General features: G+C 65.2%; 17 protein-coding genes. 12 read left to right on the top strand and 5 right to left on the bottom strand.

Annotated features, from left to right (window positions below; translation table 11 throughout):
- Nucleotides 1-68 precede the first annotated feature (68 nt).
- Nucleotides 69-1,877 (bottom strand): trypsin-like peptidase domain-containing protein, encoded by a 1,809-nt coding sequence (locus ACEWPL_RS06920; protein ID WP_393932835.1) that lies wholly within the window; start codon nucleotides 1,875-1,877, stop codon nucleotides 69-71.
- A 225-nt stretch (nucleotides 1,878-2,102) separates the two neighbouring features.
- On the opposite strand from ACEWPL_RS06920, the gene ACEWPL_RS06915 reads away from it, so the two are divergent.
- The 8 genes from ACEWPL_RS06915 (at nucleotide 2,103) to folP (ending at nucleotide 12,210) form a co-directional block, all read left to right on the top strand.
- Nucleotides 2,103-3,032, top strand: a complete 930-nt coding sequence (locus tag ACEWPL_RS06915) for a glycine--tRNA ligase subunit alpha (RefSeq protein WP_393932833.1) — start codon at nucleotides 2,103-2,105, stop codon at nucleotides 3,030-3,032.
- Nucleotides 3,033-3,034: 2 nt separating this feature from the next.
- Nucleotides 3,035-3,559 (top strand): DUF6446 family protein, encoded by a 525-nt coding sequence (locus ACEWPL_RS06910; RefSeq protein ID WP_393932831.1) that lies wholly within the window; start codon nucleotides 3,035-3,037, stop codon nucleotides 3,557-3,559.
- A 74-nt stretch (nucleotides 3,560-3,633) separates the two neighbouring features.
- The gene (locus ACEWPL_RS06905) at nucleotides 3,634-4,485 is read left to right on the top strand and encodes a DUF1206 domain-containing protein (RefSeq protein WP_393932829.1); all 852 of its coding nucleotides are present in this window, start codon (nucleotides 3,634-3,636) and stop codon (nucleotides 4,483-4,485) included.
- Between the two features lie 100 nt (nucleotides 4,486-4,585).
- Nucleotides 4,586-6,730, top strand: coding sequence for a glycine--tRNA ligase subunit beta (gene glyS, locus ACEWPL_RS06900; protein WP_393932827.1), 2,145 nt, complete (start codon nucleotides 4,586-4,588; stop codon nucleotides 6,728-6,730).
- 66 nt (nucleotides 6,731-6,796) lie between these two features.
- A complete protein-coding gene (locus ACEWPL_RS06895) occupies nucleotides 6,797-9,373 on the top strand; it encodes a putative PEP-binding protein (RefSeq protein ID WP_393932825.1) in 2,577 nt (858 codons plus the stop codon).
- A gap of 172 nt (nucleotides 9,374-9,545) precedes the next feature.
- Nucleotides 9,546-10,172 (top strand): cell wall hydrolase, encoded by a 627-nt coding sequence (locus tag ACEWPL_RS06890; RefSeq protein ID WP_393932823.1) that lies wholly within the window; start codon nucleotides 9,546-9,548, stop codon nucleotides 10,170-10,172.
- Nucleotides 10,173-10,268: 96 nt separating this feature from the next.
- Nucleotides 10,269-11,201 carry a dihydroneopterin aldolase gene (locus ACEWPL_RS06885; protein ID WP_393932821.1) on the top strand — a complete coding sequence of 311 codons (933 nt, stop codon included), beginning with the start codon at nucleotides 10,269-10,271 and terminating at the stop codon, nucleotides 11,199-11,201.
- Nucleotide 11,202: 1 nt separating this feature from the next.
- Nucleotides 11,203-12,210 carry a dihydropteroate synthase gene (gene folP, locus ACEWPL_RS06880; protein ID WP_393932819.1) on the top strand — a complete coding sequence of 336 codons (1,008 nt, stop codon included), beginning with the start codon at nucleotides 11,203-11,205 and terminating at the stop codon, nucleotides 12,208-12,210.
- Here folP and ACEWPL_RS06875 read toward each other — a convergent pair.
- Together ACEWPL_RS06875 and ilvC are read right to left on the bottom strand one after the other, a co-directional pair.
- Entirely contained in the window at nucleotides 12,178-13,128 is a 951-nt protein-coding gene (locus tag ACEWPL_RS06875; protein WP_393932817.1) for a DMT family transporter, read from the bottom strand. The two genes, folP and ACEWPL_RS06875, sit on opposite strands and share 33 nt — an antisense overlap.
- Nucleotides 13,129-13,214: 86 nt before the next feature.
- Nucleotides 13,215-14,237 (bottom strand): ketol-acid reductoisomerase, encoded by a 1,023-nt coding sequence (ilvC, locus tag ACEWPL_RS06870; RefSeq protein ID WP_393932815.1) that lies wholly within the window; start codon nucleotides 14,235-14,237, stop codon nucleotides 13,215-13,217.
- A 133-nt stretch (nucleotides 14,238-14,370) separates the two neighbouring features.
- Between ilvC and ACEWPL_RS06865 the strand changes: the two genes are divergently transcribed.
- From ACEWPL_RS06865 to ACEWPL_RS06855, 3 genes are all read left to right on the top strand, one after another.
- Nucleotides 14,371-14,826, top strand: coding sequence for an Lrp/AsnC family transcriptional regulator (locus ACEWPL_RS06865; protein WP_393932813.1), 456 nt, complete (start codon nucleotides 14,371-14,373; stop codon nucleotides 14,824-14,826).
- Nucleotides 14,823-15,278 carry an Lrp/AsnC family transcriptional regulator gene (locus ACEWPL_RS06860; protein ID WP_393932811.1) on the top strand — a complete coding sequence of 152 codons (456 nt, stop codon included), beginning with the start codon at nucleotides 14,823-14,825 and terminating at the stop codon, nucleotides 15,276-15,278. Before ACEWPL_RS06865 ends, ACEWPL_RS06860 begins: the two co-directional genes overlap by 4 nt.
- Nucleotides 15,279-15,350: 72 nt before the next feature.
- Nucleotides 15,351-16,478 carry an aminotransferase class V-fold PLP-dependent enzyme gene (locus tag ACEWPL_RS06855; protein WP_393932809.1) on the top strand — a complete coding sequence of 376 codons (1,128 nt, stop codon included), beginning with the start codon at nucleotides 15,351-15,353 and terminating at the stop codon, nucleotides 16,476-16,478.
- Here the strand turns inward: ACEWPL_RS06855 and ACEWPL_RS06850 are convergent, their stop codons facing one another.
- Nucleotides 16,479-17,675, bottom strand: a complete 1,197-nt coding sequence (locus ACEWPL_RS06850; protein ID WP_393932807.1) for a UbiH/UbiF family hydroxylase — start codon at nucleotides 17,673-17,675, stop codon at nucleotides 16,479-16,481. It lies immediately after the preceding gene.
- Nucleotides 17,676-17,751: 76 nt separating this feature from the next.
- Nucleotides 17,752-18,396: a pyrimidine 5'-nucleotidase gene (locus ACEWPL_RS06845; RefSeq protein WP_393932805.1), complete on the bottom strand. Its 645-nt coding sequence runs from the start codon at nucleotides 18,394-18,396 to the stop codon at nucleotides 17,752-17,754.
- A 104-nt stretch (nucleotides 18,397-18,500) separates the two neighbouring features.
- Between ACEWPL_RS06845 and ACEWPL_RS06840 the strand changes: the two genes are divergently transcribed.
- Entirely contained in the window at nucleotides 18,501-19,151 is a 651-nt protein-coding gene (locus ACEWPL_RS06840; RefSeq protein WP_393932802.1) for a GntR family transcriptional regulator, read from the top strand.

Here is a 19,151-nt window from a genome sequence, read left to right as displayed (position 1 = left end):
CGGTTGGCCCGCTCCTACCGCGTTTCGGGGGCAAGGTCACCTGCCCCCGCATGGCTTTTCCGCCACGGTCACTCCCAGCAGCTGACCAGGACGGTCATGCCGGCGGCGCGGTCCGACATCTGCGCCGGTGCCAGGGCGGCGCCCGGTTGGGCCGTCGCGGGCGCGGTGCCGGCGGCGCTCAGCAGGCCGGCCAGCGCCTCGGCATCGGCGGCAAAGGCGACATCCTCGGGCAGCATGCGGCCGCCCTGCTGGCGCGGCAGCAGCATGCCCAGAACGGCGCCGCCCGCATCCAGCACCGGACCGCCCACATCGCCCTCCAGGGTGTTCAGCGCAAGGCGCGCGACGTTATCTTCGCCGTTGAGCCCGCGAATGTCGGACACGGTGCCGAAGGTCAGGGAGGGCGCGCCCAGAACGCCGCCATAAGAATAGCCTGCCACCGTCACTTCGGATTGCAGGCGCGGCGCGCTTTGCGACAGGGCGGCGACGCCGATGGGGGCAATGGCGCCGTCCGGGCGCAGTACCGCCACGCCCAGCTCGGAGTCCGAGGCCGTGATCTCGGCCTCTTGCCCGTCCTCGATTGTGATGTGCCCGCAGGCGCCCACGATCTCGGAGGTGGTCACGACCGTCCCGCGCCCGTCGACGTAAAAGCCCGAGCGGGTAAAGAGCGGCTTGCGGATCTCCAACCCCGAGACGAGGTCGATGCTCTGTGCGTCATTGGCCCCGGCGGCGGGGTCCAGCACGCCTTGGGTGCGCTCGAAGCTATCCTGCATCAGACCCAGAACACGGGCGCGGCGGTCCTCGTCGCCTGCCGGCCAGATCAGGGTAAATCCCTTGATCTGCCCGTCTTGCAGGCTGGCCTCGGTATGCGAGATCATGCGCGCGTTTTCCCCCACGAGGGTAAAGCTGTCGCCGCGACGCTCGCGCGGGCCGTCCTGGGGCACGATCTCCAGCGTCTGCATGATGTCGTAAAGGCCAAAGAGCGTGTCCTGAGTGCCCTCCTGGCTGATCATCAGAACGCGCGCAGGCAGATCTCCACTGGCGTCGAACTGCACGAAGGGCGGTTCGTAGCGGGCAAATTCGACTACGCCCAGAGGCAGCTGCATCTCGATCCCGGCCTTGGCCTCCCTGACCCGCTGCATGTCCATGCCCTCCAGCACAGCGTTGTAGCTGCGCAGCAGCTCGGCGCGCTGCAGTGTGGTGAGGATGCCGGTCGCGTCGACATCATTGGCGCGCTGCCAGCTGGCCATTGAGTTTCGCGTGCCCGGCCCGAAGGCCGCGTCGATGCGCCCGTCGTAGAAGCCCGCCCATTGCAGGGCAACTTGAAGGTCAGCGCGCTCCTCACGGGTCAGAGTGGCCTCGCTGGCGCGGGCCTCGCGCGGGGTTTCGTCCTGAAATTCCGGCGCGGGCGCGATTTCGGGCTGGGTGTCAGGCGCGGGGGCCTGCGGTGCCTGAGGCGCGGCAAGCGCGGTTTCATCCGCCCCCTCCGGTTCGGCCGCGGGCTGCGGCGCGGCGGAGCTTTCGGCCAGAAGGTTTGCCCCGACCGGCCAGATCTGGCGCGCGTAGTCGCTGCTCTCGGCGATGTAGCTATCGCGCGGAATGCGCCCGTCGCGGCGCAGGCGGGTGAGAATTTCGGCTGCATTTTCAGGGCGATACGGCCCAAGCGAGACGACATACCATCCCGATCCGTCCAGATCGAAGCCATTGACGTCCTGAAGCTCCGAGCTGCGGCGGCGCAGCGCCTCGTTGATGGCGGCGAGGTTGGGCTGTGCCTCGATCTGGACCCAAACCATCCGATCCTCTGCGCCTGATTGCTGCGCGCCCACGCCGTTGGCGCCCGCGATCATGACGGCGACAGCCGTCAGAAAAACCCGTATCATTCTAAAGTCTAACCCCTGAGCCATCGCGGAATTCACCGTATTTTCACGGGTTCTACCAAAATTCCGCCTGCGTGCATCTAAAATATGCATCCTGCGGGCGGGCTTTACTGCCCTTGGGGTGACAAATTACCCAATTCGTCCTGATTGACCCCTTGGGCGGCGCGCCGTAGGTAGAGGGCGCTATTTCAGGGGCCATCTGCCCCGCCGACGTCCAGAGGGGCCCTCATGAGCGACAAGCCAGCCAAACCGCGCAGTTTTCAGGAAATCATCCTGCGCCTGCAAAGCTATTGGGCCACCAAGGGCTGCGCCGTCATGCAGCCTTATGACATGGAGGTCGGGGCGGGCACGTTCCATCCCGCGACCACGCTGCGCAGCCTCGGTACGCGCCCTTGGGCCGCGGCGTATGTGCAACCCTCGCGCCGGCCCACGGATGGGCGCTATGGCGAAAACCCGAACCGGTTGCAGCATTATTACCAGTACCAGGTGCTGATCAAACCCAGCCCGCCCGATCTGCAGGCGCTCTACCTTGGATCGCTCGAGGCGATCGGCATCGATATGGGGCTTCACGACATCCGCTTTGTCGAGGATGACTGGGAAAGCCCCACGCTGGGCGCCTGGGGCCTTGGTTGGGAAGTCTGGTGCGACGGCATGGAAGTCAGCCAGTTCACCTATTTCCAGCAGGTCGGCGGGCATGACTGCACGCCCGTCTCGGGCGAGCTGACCTACGGGCTTGAGCGTCTGGCGATGTATGTGCTGGGCGTGGATCACGTGATGGACATGCCCTTCAACGACCCCTCCGCGCCCATCCCGCTCAGCTATGGCGACGTGTTCCGTCAGACCGAAGAGGAGTATTCACGGTGGAATTTCGACGTGGCCAATACCGACACCCTCCTGCGCCATTTCATTGAGGCCGAGGCCGAGTGCCGCGCCATTCTGGACGCGCCGGACACGGACCCAAAGACCGGAAAGCGTATCGTCATGGCGCATCCGGCCTATGACCAGTGCATCAAGGCCAGCCACATCTTCAACCTTCTGGATGCGCGCGGCGTCATCTCGGTGACCGAGCGGCAGGCCTATATCGGCCGGGTCCGCGCGCTGGCCAAGCAATGCGCGGATGCCTTCGTGCAGACCAGCGCTGGCGGCTGGGCCGCCTGAGAATGGGAAAGTTCCTGACAGTGCTCTTGCTTGTCTGCGCGATCGGCGGCGGCTTCCTGATGTATTACCAACAGGTCTACGCCTACTACGAGGATGTCGTGCCGAATGGCGAGACGGACGTGCAGATCACCTCGCTGATCACCGGCGCGCCCGAGCCTGTGGCCTATGACGCCTTCCGGGGCATCGACGCCACAAGCTCACCCATCCGCTACCGCGCGTGCTTTGACACGTCCATGAGCCACGCGATGCTGACCGAAACCTACATGCTGGACGACGAGGCCGTGCCGCTGACCGCGCCCGGCTGGTTCGACTGCTTTGACGCGGAGGAAATCGGCGCGGCGATTGAATCCGGCGCGGCGCTTGCCTTCATGGGTACTGAGAATATCGAGTACGGCATCGACCGTGTCGTCGCCATCCACGAGGACGGGCGCGGCTGGGTCTGGGATCAACTCAATCGCTGCGGCGAGATTGTGTTTGACGGCAACCCGGCGCCCGAGGATTGCCCCACCCCGCCCGAAGGCTACTGACCGCCGCGGCATATCCGCACGGAACAAACTGCCGCGCGAGATGCTTTCCTCCCCAGATCAGAGGGAGAGAGCCAATGGATAACAAGGCACCCGGATGGGTCGTACCGGTCATGCGCGCAGGCTACGGAGCGCGGGCATTGGTGTATCTGGTCGTGGGCGGGCTTGCCCTGTCGGCGGTCTTCTGGGGCGGTGCGGCGCAAGGCACGCAGAACGCGCTCGCGGATCTCAGGCAGGTCAGTTTCGGCGACCTCCTTTTGTGGATCATCGGCCTCGGCCTGATGGCCTATATGGTCTGGCGACTCATTGATGCGGCTATGGACCTTGAGAATTACGGCGATGATGCCAAGGGTATATTTGCGCGCCTCGCCCAGATGGTCACGGGCCTCATTCACGGCGTTCTTGGCGTGTCGATCATCGGCCTTGCCACTGGCCAGAACAGCGGCGGTGGCGGGGGTGCCGAGAACTGGACCGCCAAGCTTATGGCGCTGCCCTACGGCCCCACCCTCGTCGCCATTGTCGGCGCCGTGGTGATCGGCGCGGGCATTTATTACATTCAGAAGGGCCTGCGCGGGAAATACAAGGAAGACATCCGCGTCACCAGCACGACCGAGCGGTTGGACCCGCTGATGAAGGCCGGTTTCGTGGCCGAAGGTGTCATCGTCGGCATCGTGGGGGGCTTTTTGCTCTATGCGGGCCTCACCTCGGACCCCGGGCAGGCGGGTGGCGTGGGCCAGGCGCTGGGCTACATCCGCTCGATGAGCTACGGCGCGGTGCTCTTTGCCGCGATGGCCATAGGCCTTCTGTGCTTCGCACTGGAAAACGCGGTTGAGGCGATCTATCGCATCGTGCCGCGCCATGCAGGCTCGGATGTGCAAACCCTTGCCACCAAGGCCAAGGCAAAAGCCAAGGCGCACGCGCCCGGCTAGGCCCGCTATTCGCTGGACCTCGGGTCGGTGCGCGGGTATCCCCCTCACCGAATTGCCGCACGTTTTTGCGGCCCGTGACGTCCATGACGATGGTGAGGCCATGCCGGATCTTTTGATCGAACTTTTCTCCGAAGAAATTCCGGCGCGGATGCAGAGCCGCGCCGCCGAGGACCTGAAGGCGCGAGTCACCGATGGCCTCGTCGAGGCCGGACTGACCTATGCAGGCGCCGCCGCCTTTTCGACGCCGCGCCGCCTGGCACTGGCCGTCGAGGGCCTGACCGCCGCCTCCCCCACCCTGCGCGAAGAGCGCAAGGGCCCCCGCACCGACGCGCCTGAAAAGGCGATCGAGGGCTTCCTGCGGGGTGCAGGCGTCACCCGCGACGATCTGGAGGTGCGCGACGAGAAGAAGGGGCAGGTCTATTACGCCACCATCACCCGTCCGGGCCGCAACGCCGATGTCATCGTCGCTGAGGTGCTGGAGCATGTCATTCGTAATTTCCCTTGGCCCAAATCCATGCGCTGGGGAAGTGGCAACCTGCGCTGGGTGCGCCCGCTGCATTCGATCCTGTGCATCCTCACTGATGATGCGGGCGAGGCGCAGGTGGTCGATATGGACATGGACGGCACCAAGGCTGGCAATACCACCGAGGGCCACCGTTTCATGGCGCCGGGGCGGTTTGCCGTCAGCAGTTTTGACGATTACGCGGCCAAGCTGAAGAAGCGCTTCGTCGTTCTGGATACGGCTGAGCGGGCGGATGCCATCTGGCAGGACGCCACCAATCAGGCTTTCGCCGCCGGTCTGGACGTGGTCGAGGATCGGGGCCTGCTGGCCGAGGTGACGGGGTTGGTCGAATGGCCCGTGGTGCTGATGGGCACCATCGACGAGACATTCTTCGGCCTGCCACCTGAAGTGCTGCAAACCTCGATGAAGGAACACCAGAAATTCTTCTCGGTCCGCAACTCCAAGACGGGTCGGATCGAGCGGTTTGTCACCGTCGCCAACCGGGAGACGTCCGATCATGGCAAGACGATCCTTGCCGGCAATCAAAAGGTGCTGTTCGCCCGTCTCTCGGATGCGAAGTTCTTTTGGGAGAATGATCTGCGGCTGGTGCAGGAGCGCGGGCTGGAAGGCATGGCCGCCGGATTGAGCGACGTGACCTTCCATAACAAGCTGGGATCGCAAGCAGACCGCATTGCCCGCATCGAGGCGCTGGCGCGGGAAATCGCGCCCATGGTCGGCGCCAAACCCGACCTGGCCGCCGAGGCCGCGCGCGTCGCCAAGGCGGATTTGCAGTCCGAAATGGTAGGCGAGTTCCCCGAATTGCAGGGCCTGATGGGCCGCTATTACGCCGAAGCGGCAGGCCATGACGATGGCGTCCCGCAGGCTTGCGAAGAGCATTACAAGCCGCTCGGGCCGGGCGACGCCGTGCCCTCCGCGCCGGTCTCAGTCGCCGTGGCGCTAGCGGACAAGATCGACACGCTGACCGGGTTCTGGGCGATTGATGAGAAGCCTACGGGGTCGAAAGATCCCTACGCGCTGCGGCGTGCTGCACTGGGGGTTATCCGTTTAGTGCTGGAGAATGGCCTTCGGGTGAATATCTCAACCTTTTTCGACAAAGCGGCAGAGAAATTTCCTGATAGGGTTGCCCAAGAATATTTGGATCAACGTCAAGGTAGGATCTTCAAGCCGTCAGAGCTTGAGAATGTTGTAGAACTCACAAACGATTTGGAGACTTTCTTCCACGACCGCCTCAAGGTCTATCTCCGGGATCAAGGCGTCCGCCATGACGTGATCGACGCGTGCATCGCGATGGAGGCCAATGACGACCTCGCGCTTCTGGTCAAGCGCGCCACGGCGCTTAGCGACTTTCTCAAGACCGAGGACGGGGAAAACCTCCTCCAAGGCTTCAAGCGGGCGAACAACATCCTGTCTCAGGCCGAGGAGAAGGACGGGGTCGAATATTCCTTCGGCGCGGATGTGAAATTCGCCGAGACGGACGAGGAGCGCGCGCTTTTCAACGCGCTCAAGGAGGCGGCGCCGCAGATCGACTCTGCGCTCAAATCCGAAGACTTCGCCGCCGTCATGTCCGCGCTCGCGGATTTGCGCGCGCCGATCGACGCGTTCTTCGAGGCGGTGCAAGTGAATGCGGAGAACCAGGTGGTGCGGCGCAACCGGCTGAACATGCTGGGCCAGATCCGCAAGATCGGGCTGTCGGCGGCGGATTTGACCAAGATCGAAGGCTAACGCAACCCGGCTTGTGCTACGGGCGCGCGGGCCAGAGTTTCCCTTGCCTTGCGCGTGATCCTGCCTATGCTGCACCGACACAGCAAGGACGCCGCAGTGCAGCAAGCCGATACCGACATCACGCTGATCACGCCCGATGCGCCCATCAGAGCGGATACGCATGGCGGGCGGGCCAAGTGTCTGCAACGCCTTGCACGGCTGGATCTGCCGGTGCCGCCGACGGTTGCGCTGTCCTTTGACGCGGTGCGGCGGATCGCGCTCGGGGACATGCCGGATATGCGTGCGCTTCTGTCCCATCTGAGCCAGGAGGCGCTGCTATGCGTGCGGCCTTCTTCGGAAGATAGCGATTGGGGCGGGCCGCGTGCGGTGTTGAATATCGGCATGTCGGGCGCCATGCAGAGCTGTCTGGCCAAGCGGATCGGGCCCGAGGCGGCCACCCGGCTCTACCTGCGCTTTGTCGAAAGCTACGCGATCCATGTCGCGCGGCTGGACCCTGACATGCTGGACGACATGCCAGAGAACCCTGATGACGCGCTGGCCTTTGCGCTGCGCGTCTACGAGGAAGAGGTCGAAGAGGCGTTTCCGCAGGATCCCGCCGTGCAACTGGCCGAGGTGCTGCGCTCGATGGCGCGGGCCTGGGACGGGACCACCGCGCGCCTGCTGCGGCAAGCCAAGGGCGCGCCTGCCGATGCGGGGCTGGGCCTTGTCGTGCAGGAAATGGCCATCGGCCTGGGCCGTGGCGAGTGCGGCAGCGGCGTCATGCAGCTGGTCAACTCCGCGACGGGCGCACGCCAGATCACGGGCCGCTACCTCAGCCAGAGCCAGGGGCGCGACGCGCTGAGCGGCGGCAAGGGCGCGCTTTATCTGGAGCGCGACCCGCGAGGGCCATCGCTGGAGGAATTGGCGCCCGAGGCCTTTGCTCAGCTGAAATCGCACCTGTCCGTCATGCGCGAAAAACTGCGCGAGGAGATGCAGGCCGAGTTCACCATCGAAAACGGCGCGCTGCACCTTCTGGACGGTGTGCGCGTGGCGCGCAACGCCCGCGCGGCGGTCAGCATCGCCGTGACGATGGCCGAAGAGGGCATTATTTCGCGCGAAGAGGCGTTGATGCGGATCGAGCCGCGCGCGCTGAACGAGCTTTTGCACCGGCAGGTCGATCCCGAGGCCAAGCGCGATGTTCTGGCGCGCGGCGTTGCCGCCAGTCCCGGGGCGGCGACGGGCAGGATCGTCTTTACCGCCGAGGCGTCGCAGGCCGCTGCTGCGCGTGGCGAGGCCACGGTGCTGGTCCGGCGTGAGACGACCTCCGAGGATATCCGCGGCATGCATGCCGCCGTCGCCGTCCTGACCGAGCGGGGCGGGATGACCAGCCACGCCGCCGTGATCGGGCGCGGCATCGGCCTGCCTTGTGTCGTGGGCGCGTCGTCGATCCGGTTTCAGACGGCGGGCCGCAAGCTGACAGCGCCCGATGGCCGGGTGCTGAAAGAAGGCGACGAGGTGACCATCGACGGCACCAATGGCGAGGTCCTGTTTGGCCGCGCGCCCCTGCTGGATGCGGGGCATGACGACAGCTTCCAGGTCCTGATGGACTGGGCCGACGATGTGCGAGACATCGCCGTGCGTGCCAATGCCGATACGCCCATGGACGCCAAGATGGCGCATAACTTCAATGCTCAGGGTATCGGCCTCTGCCGGACCGAGCATATGTTCTTTGAAGAGGCGCGCCTGCGTGTCATGCGCGAGATGATCTTTGCCAGCACCAGCGCCGACCGCGCCGCCGCGTTGGAGCGCCTTCTGCCCATGCAGCGTGACGATTTCGCCGATCTTTTCCGCATCATGCAGGGCCAGCCAGTCTGCATCCGTCTTTTCGACCCGCCCTTGCACGAATTCCTGCCCAGCGACCGGGCGGGGCACCGGGAACTGGCCGAGGCGCTGGATCTGCCCCTTTCCAAGGTCACACGGCGCGTCGAGGCGCTGGCCGAATACAACCCCATGCTGGGGATGCGGGGTGTGCGTCTGGGCATTACGGTGCCCGAGATTTACGAGATGCAGGTGCGCGCCATCTTCGAGGCGACGCTGAAGGTGGCGGGCGAGGGCGTGGAGATCGTGCCCGAGATCATGATCCCGCTGGTTTCGGCCAGCCGCGAGGTCGAGCTGGTCAAGACGCGCGTCGATGCCGTCGCTGCCGCCGTGCGCAGCGAGACGGGCAAGCGGTTCGACTATCGGCTGGGCGTGATGGTGGAGACGCCCCGCGCGGCGCTGCGCGCGGGCGACATCGCGCCGCAGGTCTCGTTTCTCAGCTTTGGCACGAATGATCTGACGCAGATGACCTATGGCCTCAGCCGCGACGATGCCGGGCGATTCATGTCCGAGTACGTGCAGCTGGGAGTTTATCCAGAGGATCCGTTCCATACGCTCGACCTTGACGGGGTGGCCGAGCTGCTCAGCATCGGGGCCGAGCGGGCGCGCGCGGCGAACCCGGATCTGACCCTGTCGATCTGCGGCGAACATGGCGGTAACCCCGAATCGATTGCCTTCTGCCGGGCCGCCGGATTCGATTATGTGTCCTGCTCACCCTTCCGCGTACCGGTGGCGAGACTGGCTGCCGCACAGCTGGCCGTGAGGGACAAGATCGGCACTGCCTGACGCCGATCCCTACCATATGCAGCGTTTTTCAAGGGGGCCGGAGTTGTCGCCTCGGAGTCTGAAAACGGCGTAAATTTGTCGAAAATCGGCATGGGCTGGACGATTGCGCCCAGAAATTATACATCACCGCGATCTTGGGGGGCTTGGTCCCTCGCTGCTTGCAGGTGTGTTTATGTCGCGCAGTCTACGTCTTGTTGCCACTGGCCTCGTTCTCAGCATGGTCGGGGCTGTCCCCGCCGGGGCCGATACCGCCATCAACAAACTGCTGGGCCAGGAGCGCCGCGGCCTTTCGGCCATGTCGCAAACCCGTGTTGCCAGCTATCTCAAGAAGCCCGTCGCCACCGCCGGTTATACTCGCGAATGGCTGGATGCGCAAAAGCCGGCCAAGGGCGATGCCGAATGGCAATGCCTGTCCGAGGCACTCTACTTCGAGGCGCGCGGCGAGACAGTCAAAGGCCAGTTCGCCGTGGCCGAAGTGATCCTGAACCGGGTCGACAGCCCGCGCTATCCCAATACGATCTGCGGGGTCATCAATCAGGGCACCGGCGCGAAATACGCCTGCCAGTTCACCTATACCTGCGACGGCCATGCCGAAGTGATCGCTGAGCCGCGCGCGTTTGAGCGTGTCGGCAAGGTTGCCAGCATCATGACGAATGGTGCGCAGCGGCCGCTGACCAAGGGCGCGACGCATTACCACACGAATGCCGTCAATCCGCGCTGGGCGCGTGTATTCCCGCGCGTGGCAGAGATCGGCGATCATTATTTCTACAAGCAGCCCACGCGCCTGTCGCAGAACTGACCCGCCGCGCCGCTTTGCCGATTTGTGCGCGGGGGGCCGCCGTGCTAAGGCGCGCGGGTGCCGGCGCCAGTCCGGTGTGACGATCGGGGATCCGGCATGACCAACGACACCACTCTGGCCTTCGGGCATCCCGATGCCCGCGCCGTGGCGACCGCGCCGGATGGCCCTCTGGACCGTATTTCGCTGCGCGATCATATCGTCGAGGTCGAGATTGGCGCCTTTCAGCTTGAGCGCGGGATCACCCAGCGCATCTGCTTCAACGTCGTGGTTGAGGTGCGCCCCGTAGGCGACGATCTGGACGATGATGTGGACCGCATCCTCAGCTATGACCGCGTGACCGAGGCCATCGCCGCCGAGCTGGCCGAGGAGCGTCTGAATCTTCTGGAAACCCTGGCCGAGAACGTGGCCGAGCGTATCCTGGCCGAGCCGCAGGCCGTGCGCACTTTCGTGCGCATCGAAAAGCTGGATCGCGGCCCCGGTGCGCTGGGGGTCGAGATCGTCCGCTCGGTCGATGATCTGGCGACCAAGCCGGCCAGCGCCCTTGCCGCTCACGCGCCGCGCCCGCATGTCGTGTACCTCACGAATGCCGCCGTGACGTCGCCCAACCTCAAACGCTGGCTCGACCAGCTTGAGCAACGGGCCGAGCCGGTCATTCTCTGCGTGGGCCGCGCCGATGCGATACCGCCCCAGACCGGGCACCGGATGACCCAGCGCCGTGTCGATCTGCTGGCGATCGAGCAGAATGCGTGGGTGCTGGCAGGCCGCGACGACCGCTGCGTCGTCGTCGATACGCGAACCGAGCTGGACTGGGCCATGCGCAATGGCCGCATCAGCGTCTGGGCGCCGTCCAAGATCGTGCTGGATGCCGTTGACGGCCCCACGGTTGGACCGGACAAACCGGTGGCACTGGCCGCATGGTTCGCGGGGCATATGGACGCGTCGGATCTCCTCTTGATCGGCGAGAAGCCGCCCGAAGGCGGCGCGCGCGTTCCCGTGCTGGTTCAGGACATCGCCGAATCGGGCCTCTGACATGCGCAGCTGTTATCGTCCCATTGTGCAGACCGATCCCTGCCGCCCGGCGGACGCGCAGTCCGTTGCCGGCGGCTGGACATGGTTCGACCGGGCCGAGAGGATCACCCGCGGGGGCAGCGAGTTGGTCGAGATCAGCGATATTCCCGCCGGTGTTCTGGAGCGTCTGACCGCACCCCGCGCCCCCATCGCCGGACTGCGGTTCGATGCGCCGCGCCTCATGGGTATCCTAAACGTGACGCCTGACAGTTTTTCCGACGGGGGCAAGTTCGACGCGCCCGAGGCCGCGCTGGCGCAGGCACGCGCCATGGCGGGCGCGGGCGCGCATATCATTGACGTCGGCGGCGAATCGACCCGGCCCGGATCAATTCCCGTCGCCGAAGAGGAGGAGATTGCCCGGACTGCACCCGTGATTGCCGCCATCCGTCAGGCGGTCGGGACGCCAATCTCTATAGACACGCGCAAGGCCGCCGTCGCGCAGGCGGCGATCGGGGCAGGCGCGAGCGTCGTCAACGACGTTTCGGGTTTTACCTATGACACCGCGCTCGCGCCCTATTGCGCTGACGCGGGCCTACCGGTCTGCGTGATGCATGCGCAGGGTGATCCGCAGACCATGCAGGACGCACCGCAGTACGAGGATGTGACGCTCGACGTTTATGACTTTCTGGAGGGGCGCCTCGACGCGCTGGAGGCACAAGGTATCCCGCGCGAGCGCATCATCGTCGATCCGGGCATCGGCTTTGGCAAGACGCAGGCGCATAACCTGACGCTGCTGAGTCGTCTCAGCATTTTTCACGGGCTGGGCTGCCCGATCCTTCTGGGTGCGTCGCGCAAGAAATTTATCGGCACGATTGGCGGCACGCCCGAGGCGGGGGATCGCATGCCCGGCTCGGTCGCCGTCGCGCTGGCGGGGGTCGCGCAGGGGGTGCAGATCATCCGCGCGCATGACGTGGCCGAGACGCGTGCCGCGATGGCGCTATGGCGCGCCGCGACCACCGGCGTCGCGTGACGCGCGCCCCGCGAAGAGGCGCCGGAGAGCGCCAAGCTGGCTGAGTGCGAGGCCCGAGAGGATCAGAAGCAGCGCCCAGTAGATATTGGGCGGAAGCTCTTCCCCCAGAAAGACAATACCCAGGGCCACCGACCAGATCGGCACTTGGTAGTTGACGAGGCTCATGAAGACCGGCCCGGCGCTGCGGATGATGCGCACCAGCAGTATCTGCGCCGCCGCCGTCGGCAGCACGCCCAGATATAGCAGCGCCAGCGCGCTGGAGGCGGGGATGCTGGCGGGAATATCCTCGACCGCCAGCGCGTAGGGAACGAAAAGGGCGGAGGCGATGGTCAGCGCGGCGGCAGAGAGCGACATCATGTCGACCTCGGGGCAAAGCCGCGTGATGATCGACCCGATGGCATAGCAGCCGGCGGCGCTGACGCAGGCGATGCGCGCGGTCAGCTCAAACTCGGCCCCCGTTGCCGCGAAGGCGGCAGGCCCGATCAGCACCATGACGCCCGCGGTCCCGATCACGAAACCGACGAGGCGGCGCAGGTTCATCTGCTCGCCCGGCACCAAAAGATGCGCCAGCGGGAGGATCAGCAGCGGCACGACCGACATACAGACCCCGGCAAAGCCGGAGGCGACATATTGCTGCCCCCATGTGAGCAAAAAGAACGGCAGTGCGTTCGAAAAGAATCCCATGCCAAAAGCGCTGAGCCAGATCAGACCGGCATGGGGGCCGCGCAGCGAGGGCAGGCCGACCCCGCGCAGATGCGCTATGATGAGCAGAAGGATTGCCCCAAGGCCCAGCCGCGCCGCAACCACCAGACGCGGCGGCACCCCTTCCAGTGCAATGCTGATGAACATGAAGGACGCGCCCCAGATCACGCCAAGCGTCGCAAGGCGCAGCCAGTTGACGGGGGTGATAGCGGGCATTGGGCGCACTCCGAAACGCTAGGGGCGGGATTGAAAAGGGGCACCCGGCAGGCCGGATGCCCCTGATCTTCAGGCGCGGGCTGCGATCAGTTCTTGTCCTGATCGACCAGCTTGCCGGCCGAGATCCACGGCATCATGCCGCGCAGCTTCTTGCCGACTTCCTCGATCTGGTGCTCGTCATTCATGCGGCGTGTGCCCTTGAAGAACGGCTGGCCCACCAAGTTTTCCTGCATGAAGTCGCGCACGAACTTGCCCGACTGGATGTCGTGCAGGATCGCCTTCATCTCTTTCTTGGTCTGCTCGTAAGGCAGAACGCGCGGTCCGGAGACATACTCGCCATATTCGGCCGTGTTCGAGATCGAGTAGTTCATGTTGGCGATGCCGCCCTCATAGATCAAATCGACGATCAGCTTCACCTCGTGCAGGCACTCGAAATAGGCCATCTCGGGGGCGTAGCCCGCCTCGACCAGCGTCTCGAAGCCCATGCGGATCAGCTCGACAAGGCCACCGCAGAGCACGGCCTGCTCGCCAAAGAGGTCGGTCTCGCACTCTTCGCGGAAGTTCGTCTCGATGATGCCCGAGCGGCCGCCGCCGATGGCGGAGCAATAGCTGAGGCCGATTTCCAGCGCCTTGCCGGATGCGTCGGTGTCGACAGCCACGAGGCAGGGCACGCCGCCGCCCTTGACGTATTCGCCGCGCACCGTGTGGCCGGGGCCCTTGGGCGCCATCATGATGACATCGATGCCTTCTTTCGGTTCGATCAGGCCGAAATGCACATTGAGGCCGTGTGCGAAGGCGATGGCCGCGCCCTCGCGGATATTGTCATGCACGTATTTCCTGTACGTCTCGGCCTGCAATTCGTCGGGCATGGTGAACATGATCAGATCGGCCCAGGCCGCTGCCTCGGCGATGCCCATGACCTTGAGGCCTTCGCCCTCGGCCTTCTTGGCCGATTTCGAGCCTTCGCGCAGCGCGACGACGAGGTTCTTGGCGCCACTGTCGCGCAGGTTCAGCGCATGGGCGTGGCCCTGGCTGCCGTAGCCGAGGATGGCCACTTTCTTGTCTTTGATCAGGTTGATGTCGCAATCGCGGTCATAATAAACGCGCATGATTTTGTCCCTTTCGGTTGGTGGATTGATGGAGAAGATACCGGCGGGGTGCCCTAGAAGATTCTCAAAAACCCGTTGATAGGTCGGTGATTTTGAGTATTTATAACCAAGATGAAGATTATGCGGTAAATTCATGCTGGACGATACGGATCGGCGCATATTGCGGCAGTATCAGCATGCGCCGCAGGCGGCGCTGTCGGAGCTGGCCGATCGGGCCGGCGTGACAGCCAACACCTGCGCGCGACGGCTGGAACGGATGCACCAGAGCGGCGTGATCCTGGGCAATCGCGCCGTGATCGACTGGCGTGCGCTGGGCTATGAGGTGGAGGTGAGCCTGCGTGCGCAGCTCGACAAGACGCGGCCCGAAGCCTTTGACGAATTCACGGCGGCGGCGCGACTGGTGCCCGAAGTGATCGAGATCCAGACATTTCTGGGCCGGGTCGATCTGAGACTCTGCGTGATCGCGCGCGACATGGCGCATTATCAGCACATCTACCGCAGCGCGATCCTGCCGCTGCCGCATATCACCGATATCGAGGCGTTGATGCACATGGCGCGGATCAAGTCGGACGAGGCGCTGCCGCTATGATCCAGCTCGACGAGACCGACCGGCGCATCCTGCGCGCGCTGGTGCGCGATGCCACGCAAAGCGCCTCGGCTCTGGGGCGGAGCCTCGGTCTGTCGCAACCCGCGGTCTGGCGGCGGGTGAAACGGCTGCACGAGACCGGCGTCATCAAGGGCCAGCGGCTGGATCTGGACCGAGAGAAGCTGGGCTTTGGTGTCAGCGTCTTTCTGGGGGTCAAGCTGGCCACCAAGGGGCGCGTCAGCCTCGAGGATTTCGAGCGGGCCGTCAGCGCCATCCCCGAGGTGCAGAGCGTCGAGCATATCCTTGGCGTCTACGACTACCGCCTGAGGGTGGTCGCGCGCGACATCAGCGATTTCGAACGTGTCTTGCGCCGCCGGATCATGACCCTGCCGGGTGTGGGCGATGTCGAGGCGAACGTGCTTTTGAGCGAGGAGCGCCGGCCGGGGCCGATCTGAGATGCGCCCGAGGGCACTGGCCTTTCGCTGCGGCGCGCGCTAGCAATTGGGCAGCTTTACAGGAGATGCCCCATGACCGCCCTTCTCGATACAGTCGATCCCGATGGCCTGCTGGAATACTCGGTGGTTTTCACCGACCGCTCGCTGAACCACATGTCCGCCAGCTTTCAGCAGGTGATGCGCGACATCTCGGGAATGCTGAAAGATGTCTACAAGGCGGACGCCGTGGCGCTGATCCCCGGTGGTGGCAGCTACGGGATGGAGGCGGTCGCGCGTCAGTTCGGGACGGATGCGCATGTGCTGATCGTGCGCAACGGCTGGTTCTCCTATCGCTGGAGCCAGATCTTTGACGCGGGCAAGTTCGCGGGTGAGCAGACAGTCTGCATGGCCCGGCAGGCGGGCAATGGCGCGACCGCGCCCTATGCCCCCGCGCCGATCGAGGAAGTCACCGCGAAGATCCGCGAGGCGAAGCCCGATGTCGTCTTTGCGCCGCATGTGGAGACCTCGGCGGGGATCATCCTGCCCGATGATTACGTGACCGCGCTGGCCGAGGCCGCGCATGAGGTGGGCGCGCTTCTGGTGCTGGACTGCATCGCGTCGGGCTGTGCCTGGATCGACATGGAGAAGACCGGCGTGGATGTGCTGATCTCGGCGCCGCAAAAGGGCTGGTCGGCCTCGCCCTCTGCCGGGTTGGTGATGATGTCGGCGCGCGCGGTGGAGCGGCTCGAGGCGACAAGCTCGAACAGCTTCGCGATGGATCTGAAGAAGTGGCACCAGATCATGCAGGCCTATGAAAATGGCGGCCATGCTTATCATGCCACGATGCCCACCGACGCGCTGCGCGCCTTCCGCGACACGACGCTGGAGACGAAGGAATATGGCTTTGACCGGCTGCGCGATGCGCAATGGGCGCTGGGCGACGGCGTGCGCGCGATGCTAAAGGCGCGGGGCGTGCAATCGGTCGCCGCCGAGGGGTTCGGCGCGCCGGGTGTCGTGGTCAGCTACACGGACGATCCCGATATTCAGAATGGCAAGAAATTCGCCGCCGCGGGCATGCAGATCGCCGCGGGCGTGCCGCTGCAGGTGGGCGAGGGCGAGGAGTTCCGCACCTTCCGCCTTGGCCTGTTCGGTCTCGACAAGCTCTATGATGTCGATGGCGCGCTGAAGCGGCTGGAGACGGTGCTGGACAAGGTGCTCTGATCAGCCCTTGGCGCCAAGGCCCAGCCGCATCAGGGTGCGCCGCACCGGGGCGAGCGCGTAGAGCGCGTTGAGCCCCATCGCCCGTGCGTCGCGCAGCGGCTGGGCGTCCATCATCGACGCGCGGTTCAGCATGTCGATCCCGTTCATGCGGAACGCCACCTCAGTATGGCGGGCCCGGTGATAGGCGTCCAGCATGGCGGTATCGCCCAGCGTGGCGGGCGATTTGCGCGCGAGATCCAGCAGGGCGCACAGATCCGCGAGCGAGGTGTTCAGCCCCTGTGCGCCGATGGGCGGCATGACATGCGCGGCCTCGGCAATCAGCGCCACGCGCTGGGCACTGTAGCGATCGGCGATCTGGCTGATGATGGGCCATGTGCTGCGCTGCGAGGCCAGCGTGAGTGGGCCGAGGATGTGGCAGCTGCGCGCGTTCAGCGCCTCGTTGAAGGCGGCCTCATCCAGCGCGGCGAGGCGCTGCACTTCGGCCCCGCGCTCCATCCAGACGACGGCGGAGGAGGGCATGCCCTCGTAATCGGGCAGGGGGACCAGCGTGAAGGGGCCGCCGCTGCGGTGGATCTCGGTCGAGACATTGCCATGCGGGATCGGGTGCGTGACGGCGAAGGCCAGCGCCTTTTGCCCGTAGCGCGTGGTATGCACATCGATGCCCGCTGCCTGCCGGATGGGCGATGCGCGCCCGTCGGCGGCGACCACCAACCGGGCGATGACGTGGCTGGTATCGGTCAGGCGCACACGCGCCTCGGCATCGCGGGTCAGAAGGCCATCGGTGCCGATACCGGGCCGAAAGGTGATGTTGTCTGCCGCCTCGACATGAGCCAGCATCTCGCGCCGCAGAAGCCAGTTGGGAAGGTTCCAGCCAAAGGGCTGATCCGAAATTTCGCTGGCATCGAAGGACCGGGTGAGGCGCGGTGTCGCCTCGGCCCCGCCAGCGTCGATGATGCGCATGGTCTGGAGCGGCATGGCATGCGAGGCAAGGCGATCCCAGAGGCCGCATTCCTCCAGCAGGCGCTGCGCGGGTTGCAGGAAGGCCGTGCTGCGCATGTCGGCGCCCTTGGCGCTGCGCTCGGTCACCGGGGCGGCGGGATCGACGCAGAGCACGCTGAACCCGGCCGCGCCAAAGGCGGCGGCCGCCGTCAGACCCGCGATGCCGCCGCCCGAAATCAGGATGTCGACCTTGTTCATGCGCGTATCCTCTTGATGCTCTTGCACCCTACATAGATCCGCAGGCCGGCGGGGGCCAGCCGGCAAGAGGCCGAAGTCAGACCAGCCGCGCCAGAAAGCCGCCCAGATCATCGGTATGGTGGTGGATATGCGGCGCCTCGTGAGGGTCGGGCGCGACAAGGACGCAGCGCAGGCCCATCGCATGCGGCTGCGCCAGGTTGCGCGGATCATCCTCAAACATTGCCGCAGAAGCGGCGGTAAGGCCGTCGGTGGCAAAGACCGCCTCGAAGGCGCTGCGCTGAGGCTTGGGAGTGTAGCCCGCATGTTCGACCCCGTAGATGGCGTCGAAAATGCCACCTAGGCCGCGCGCCTCGGCCACGCGCTCGGCATAGGGGGCGCTGCCGTTGGTAAAGATGATCTTGCGGCCCGGCAGCGCGGTGATGCGTGCGCGCAGGTCGGGGTCGGGGCTGAGCACGCTCATGTCGATGTCATGCACGTCGATCAGGTACTGCTCGGGCGCCATGCCATGGACGTTCATCAGCCCGGCCAGGGTCGTGCCATGCTCGCGCCAATAGGTCACGCGCAGGCGATCGGCCTCGGCATGGTCCACGCCCAGCGTGTCCATCACGAATTGCGTCATCCGCACTTCGATCTGGTCGAAAAGGCGCAGATGCGGCGAGTATAGCGTGTTGTCCAGGTCGAATACCCAGGCGTCGACATGGCTGAAATTCTGTTTCGGCATGGCAGGCAAACTAAAGGCGCGGGCAGGGCTGTCAATGGATGCGAGGCTTGATCGCGAGGGCGCAGGGGCCTACCGTCGCGCGGATGACAGCCAGAACCGGAACCATGCCCATGAAACCGCCCCAGACAGACGCCTATTCGCTGATCCTGGGGGCGATCGACATGGGAGATTTCCGCCCCGGCGACCGCCTGGTCGAGAGCGATCTGGCCGAGCGCTTCGGTGTGTCGCGCACGCCTATCCGCGAGGCGCTGCAACGGCTCGAGACGCAGTCGCTGCTGACGCGGGACGGGCGCAGCCTGATCGTCGCCTCACTGGATCACAACCAGCGCGCCGAACTTTACGTCGTGCGCGCCGAGCTGGAGGGGCTGGCGGCCAGTCTTGCCGCGCGTCACGCCACGCCCGAGGAGGTCGCCGTGCTGCGCGACATGGTCGAGCAGGACCGGGCGCTGATCGGCGATCCGGCCAAGATGGCCCGTGCCAACCGGCGCTTTCACAAGCAGATCCACCTGGCTTCGCATAACCGGTTTCTGGTGCAGCAACTGGGCCTCGTGCATCGTTCGATGGCGCTGATGGCCACCACGTCGCTGGCGGCCGAGGGCCGCGGCGAGGATGCGATTGCCGAGCATGACGCGATCGTATCGGCGATCGAGGCAGGCGATGCGAAAACGGCACATGATGCGCTCAAAGCGCATATCTCGAAGGCGTTCGTGACACGCCTCAAGCTGGAATCGGGCGAGGTCAAGTCGACGCTCTGA

This window comes from Roseovarius roseus (assembly GCF_043355935.2).
Classification (GTDB): Bacteria; Pseudomonadota; Alphaproteobacteria; order Rhodobacterales; family Rhodobacteraceae; genus Roseovarius; species Roseovarius roseus.
Note: the sequence above shows the minus strand (reverse complement) of the source record. Positions and strands in the feature narration are given on the sequence as shown.

Excerpts from the sequence above, each read along its gene's own strand:
- ACEWPL_RS06910 (WP_393932831.1), top strand. The coding sequence starts at position 3,035 with ATGGGAAAGTTCCTGACAGTGCTCTTGCTTGTCTGCGCGATCGGCGGC.
- ACEWPL_RS06875 (WP_393932817.1), bottom strand. The coding sequence starts at position 13,128 with ATGCCCGCTATCACCCCCGTCAACTGGCTGCGCCTTGCGACGCTTGGC.
- ACEWPL_RS06860 (WP_393932811.1), top strand. The coding sequence starts at position 14,823 with ATGATCCAGCTCGACGAGACCGACCGGCGCATCCTGCGCGCGCTGGTG.
- ACEWPL_RS06905 (WP_393932829.1), top strand. The coding sequence starts at position 3,634 with ATGGATAACAAGGCACCCGGATGGGTCGTACCGGTCATGCGCGCAGGC.
- ACEWPL_RS06850 (WP_393932807.1), bottom strand. The coding sequence starts at position 17,675 with ATGAACAAGGTCGACATCCTGATTTCGGGCGGCGGCATCGCGGGTCTG.
- ACEWPL_RS06885 (WP_393932821.1), top strand. The coding sequence starts at position 10,269 with ATGACCAACGACACCACTCTGGCCTTCGGGCATCCCGATGCCCGCGCC.
- ACEWPL_RS06920 (WP_393932835.1), bottom strand. The coding sequence starts at position 1,877 with ATGATACGGGTTTTTCTGACGGCTGTCGCCGTCATGATCGCGGGCGCC.
- ACEWPL_RS06840 (WP_393932802.1), top strand. The coding sequence starts at position 18,501 with ATGCCCATGAAACCGCCCCAGACAGACGCCTATTCGCTGATCCTGGGG.
- ilvC (WP_393932815.1), bottom strand. The coding sequence starts at position 14,237 with ATGCGCGTTTATTATGACCGCGATTGCGACATCAACCTGATCAAAGAC.
- folP (WP_393932819.1), top strand. The coding sequence starts at position 11,203 with ATGCGCAGCTGTTATCGTCCCATTGTGCAGACCGATCCCTGCCGCCCG.
- ACEWPL_RS06845 (WP_393932805.1), bottom strand. The coding sequence starts at position 18,396 with ATGCCGAAACAGAATTTCAGCCATGTCGACGCCTGGGTATTCGACCTG.
- ACEWPL_RS06865 (WP_393932813.1), top strand. The coding sequence starts at position 14,371 with ATGCTGGACGATACGGATCGGCGCATATTGCGGCAGTATCAGCATGCG.
- ACEWPL_RS06855 (WP_393932809.1), top strand. The coding sequence starts at position 15,351 with ATGACCGCCCTTCTCGATACAGTCGATCCCGATGGCCTGCTGGAATAC.
- ACEWPL_RS06895 (WP_393932825.1), top strand. The coding sequence starts at position 6,797 with ATGCTGCACCGACACAGCAAGGACGCCGCAGTGCAGCAAGCCGATACC.
- glyS (WP_393932827.1), top strand. The coding sequence starts at position 4,586 with ATGCCGGATCTTTTGATCGAACTTTTCTCCGAAGAAATTCCGGCGCGG.
- ACEWPL_RS06915 (WP_393932833.1), top strand. The coding sequence starts at position 2,103 with ATGAGCGACAAGCCAGCCAAACCGCGCAGTTTTCAGGAAATCATCCTG.
- ACEWPL_RS06890 (WP_393932823.1), top strand. The coding sequence starts at position 9,546 with ATGTCGCGCAGTCTACGTCTTGTTGCCACTGGCCTCGTTCTCAGCATG.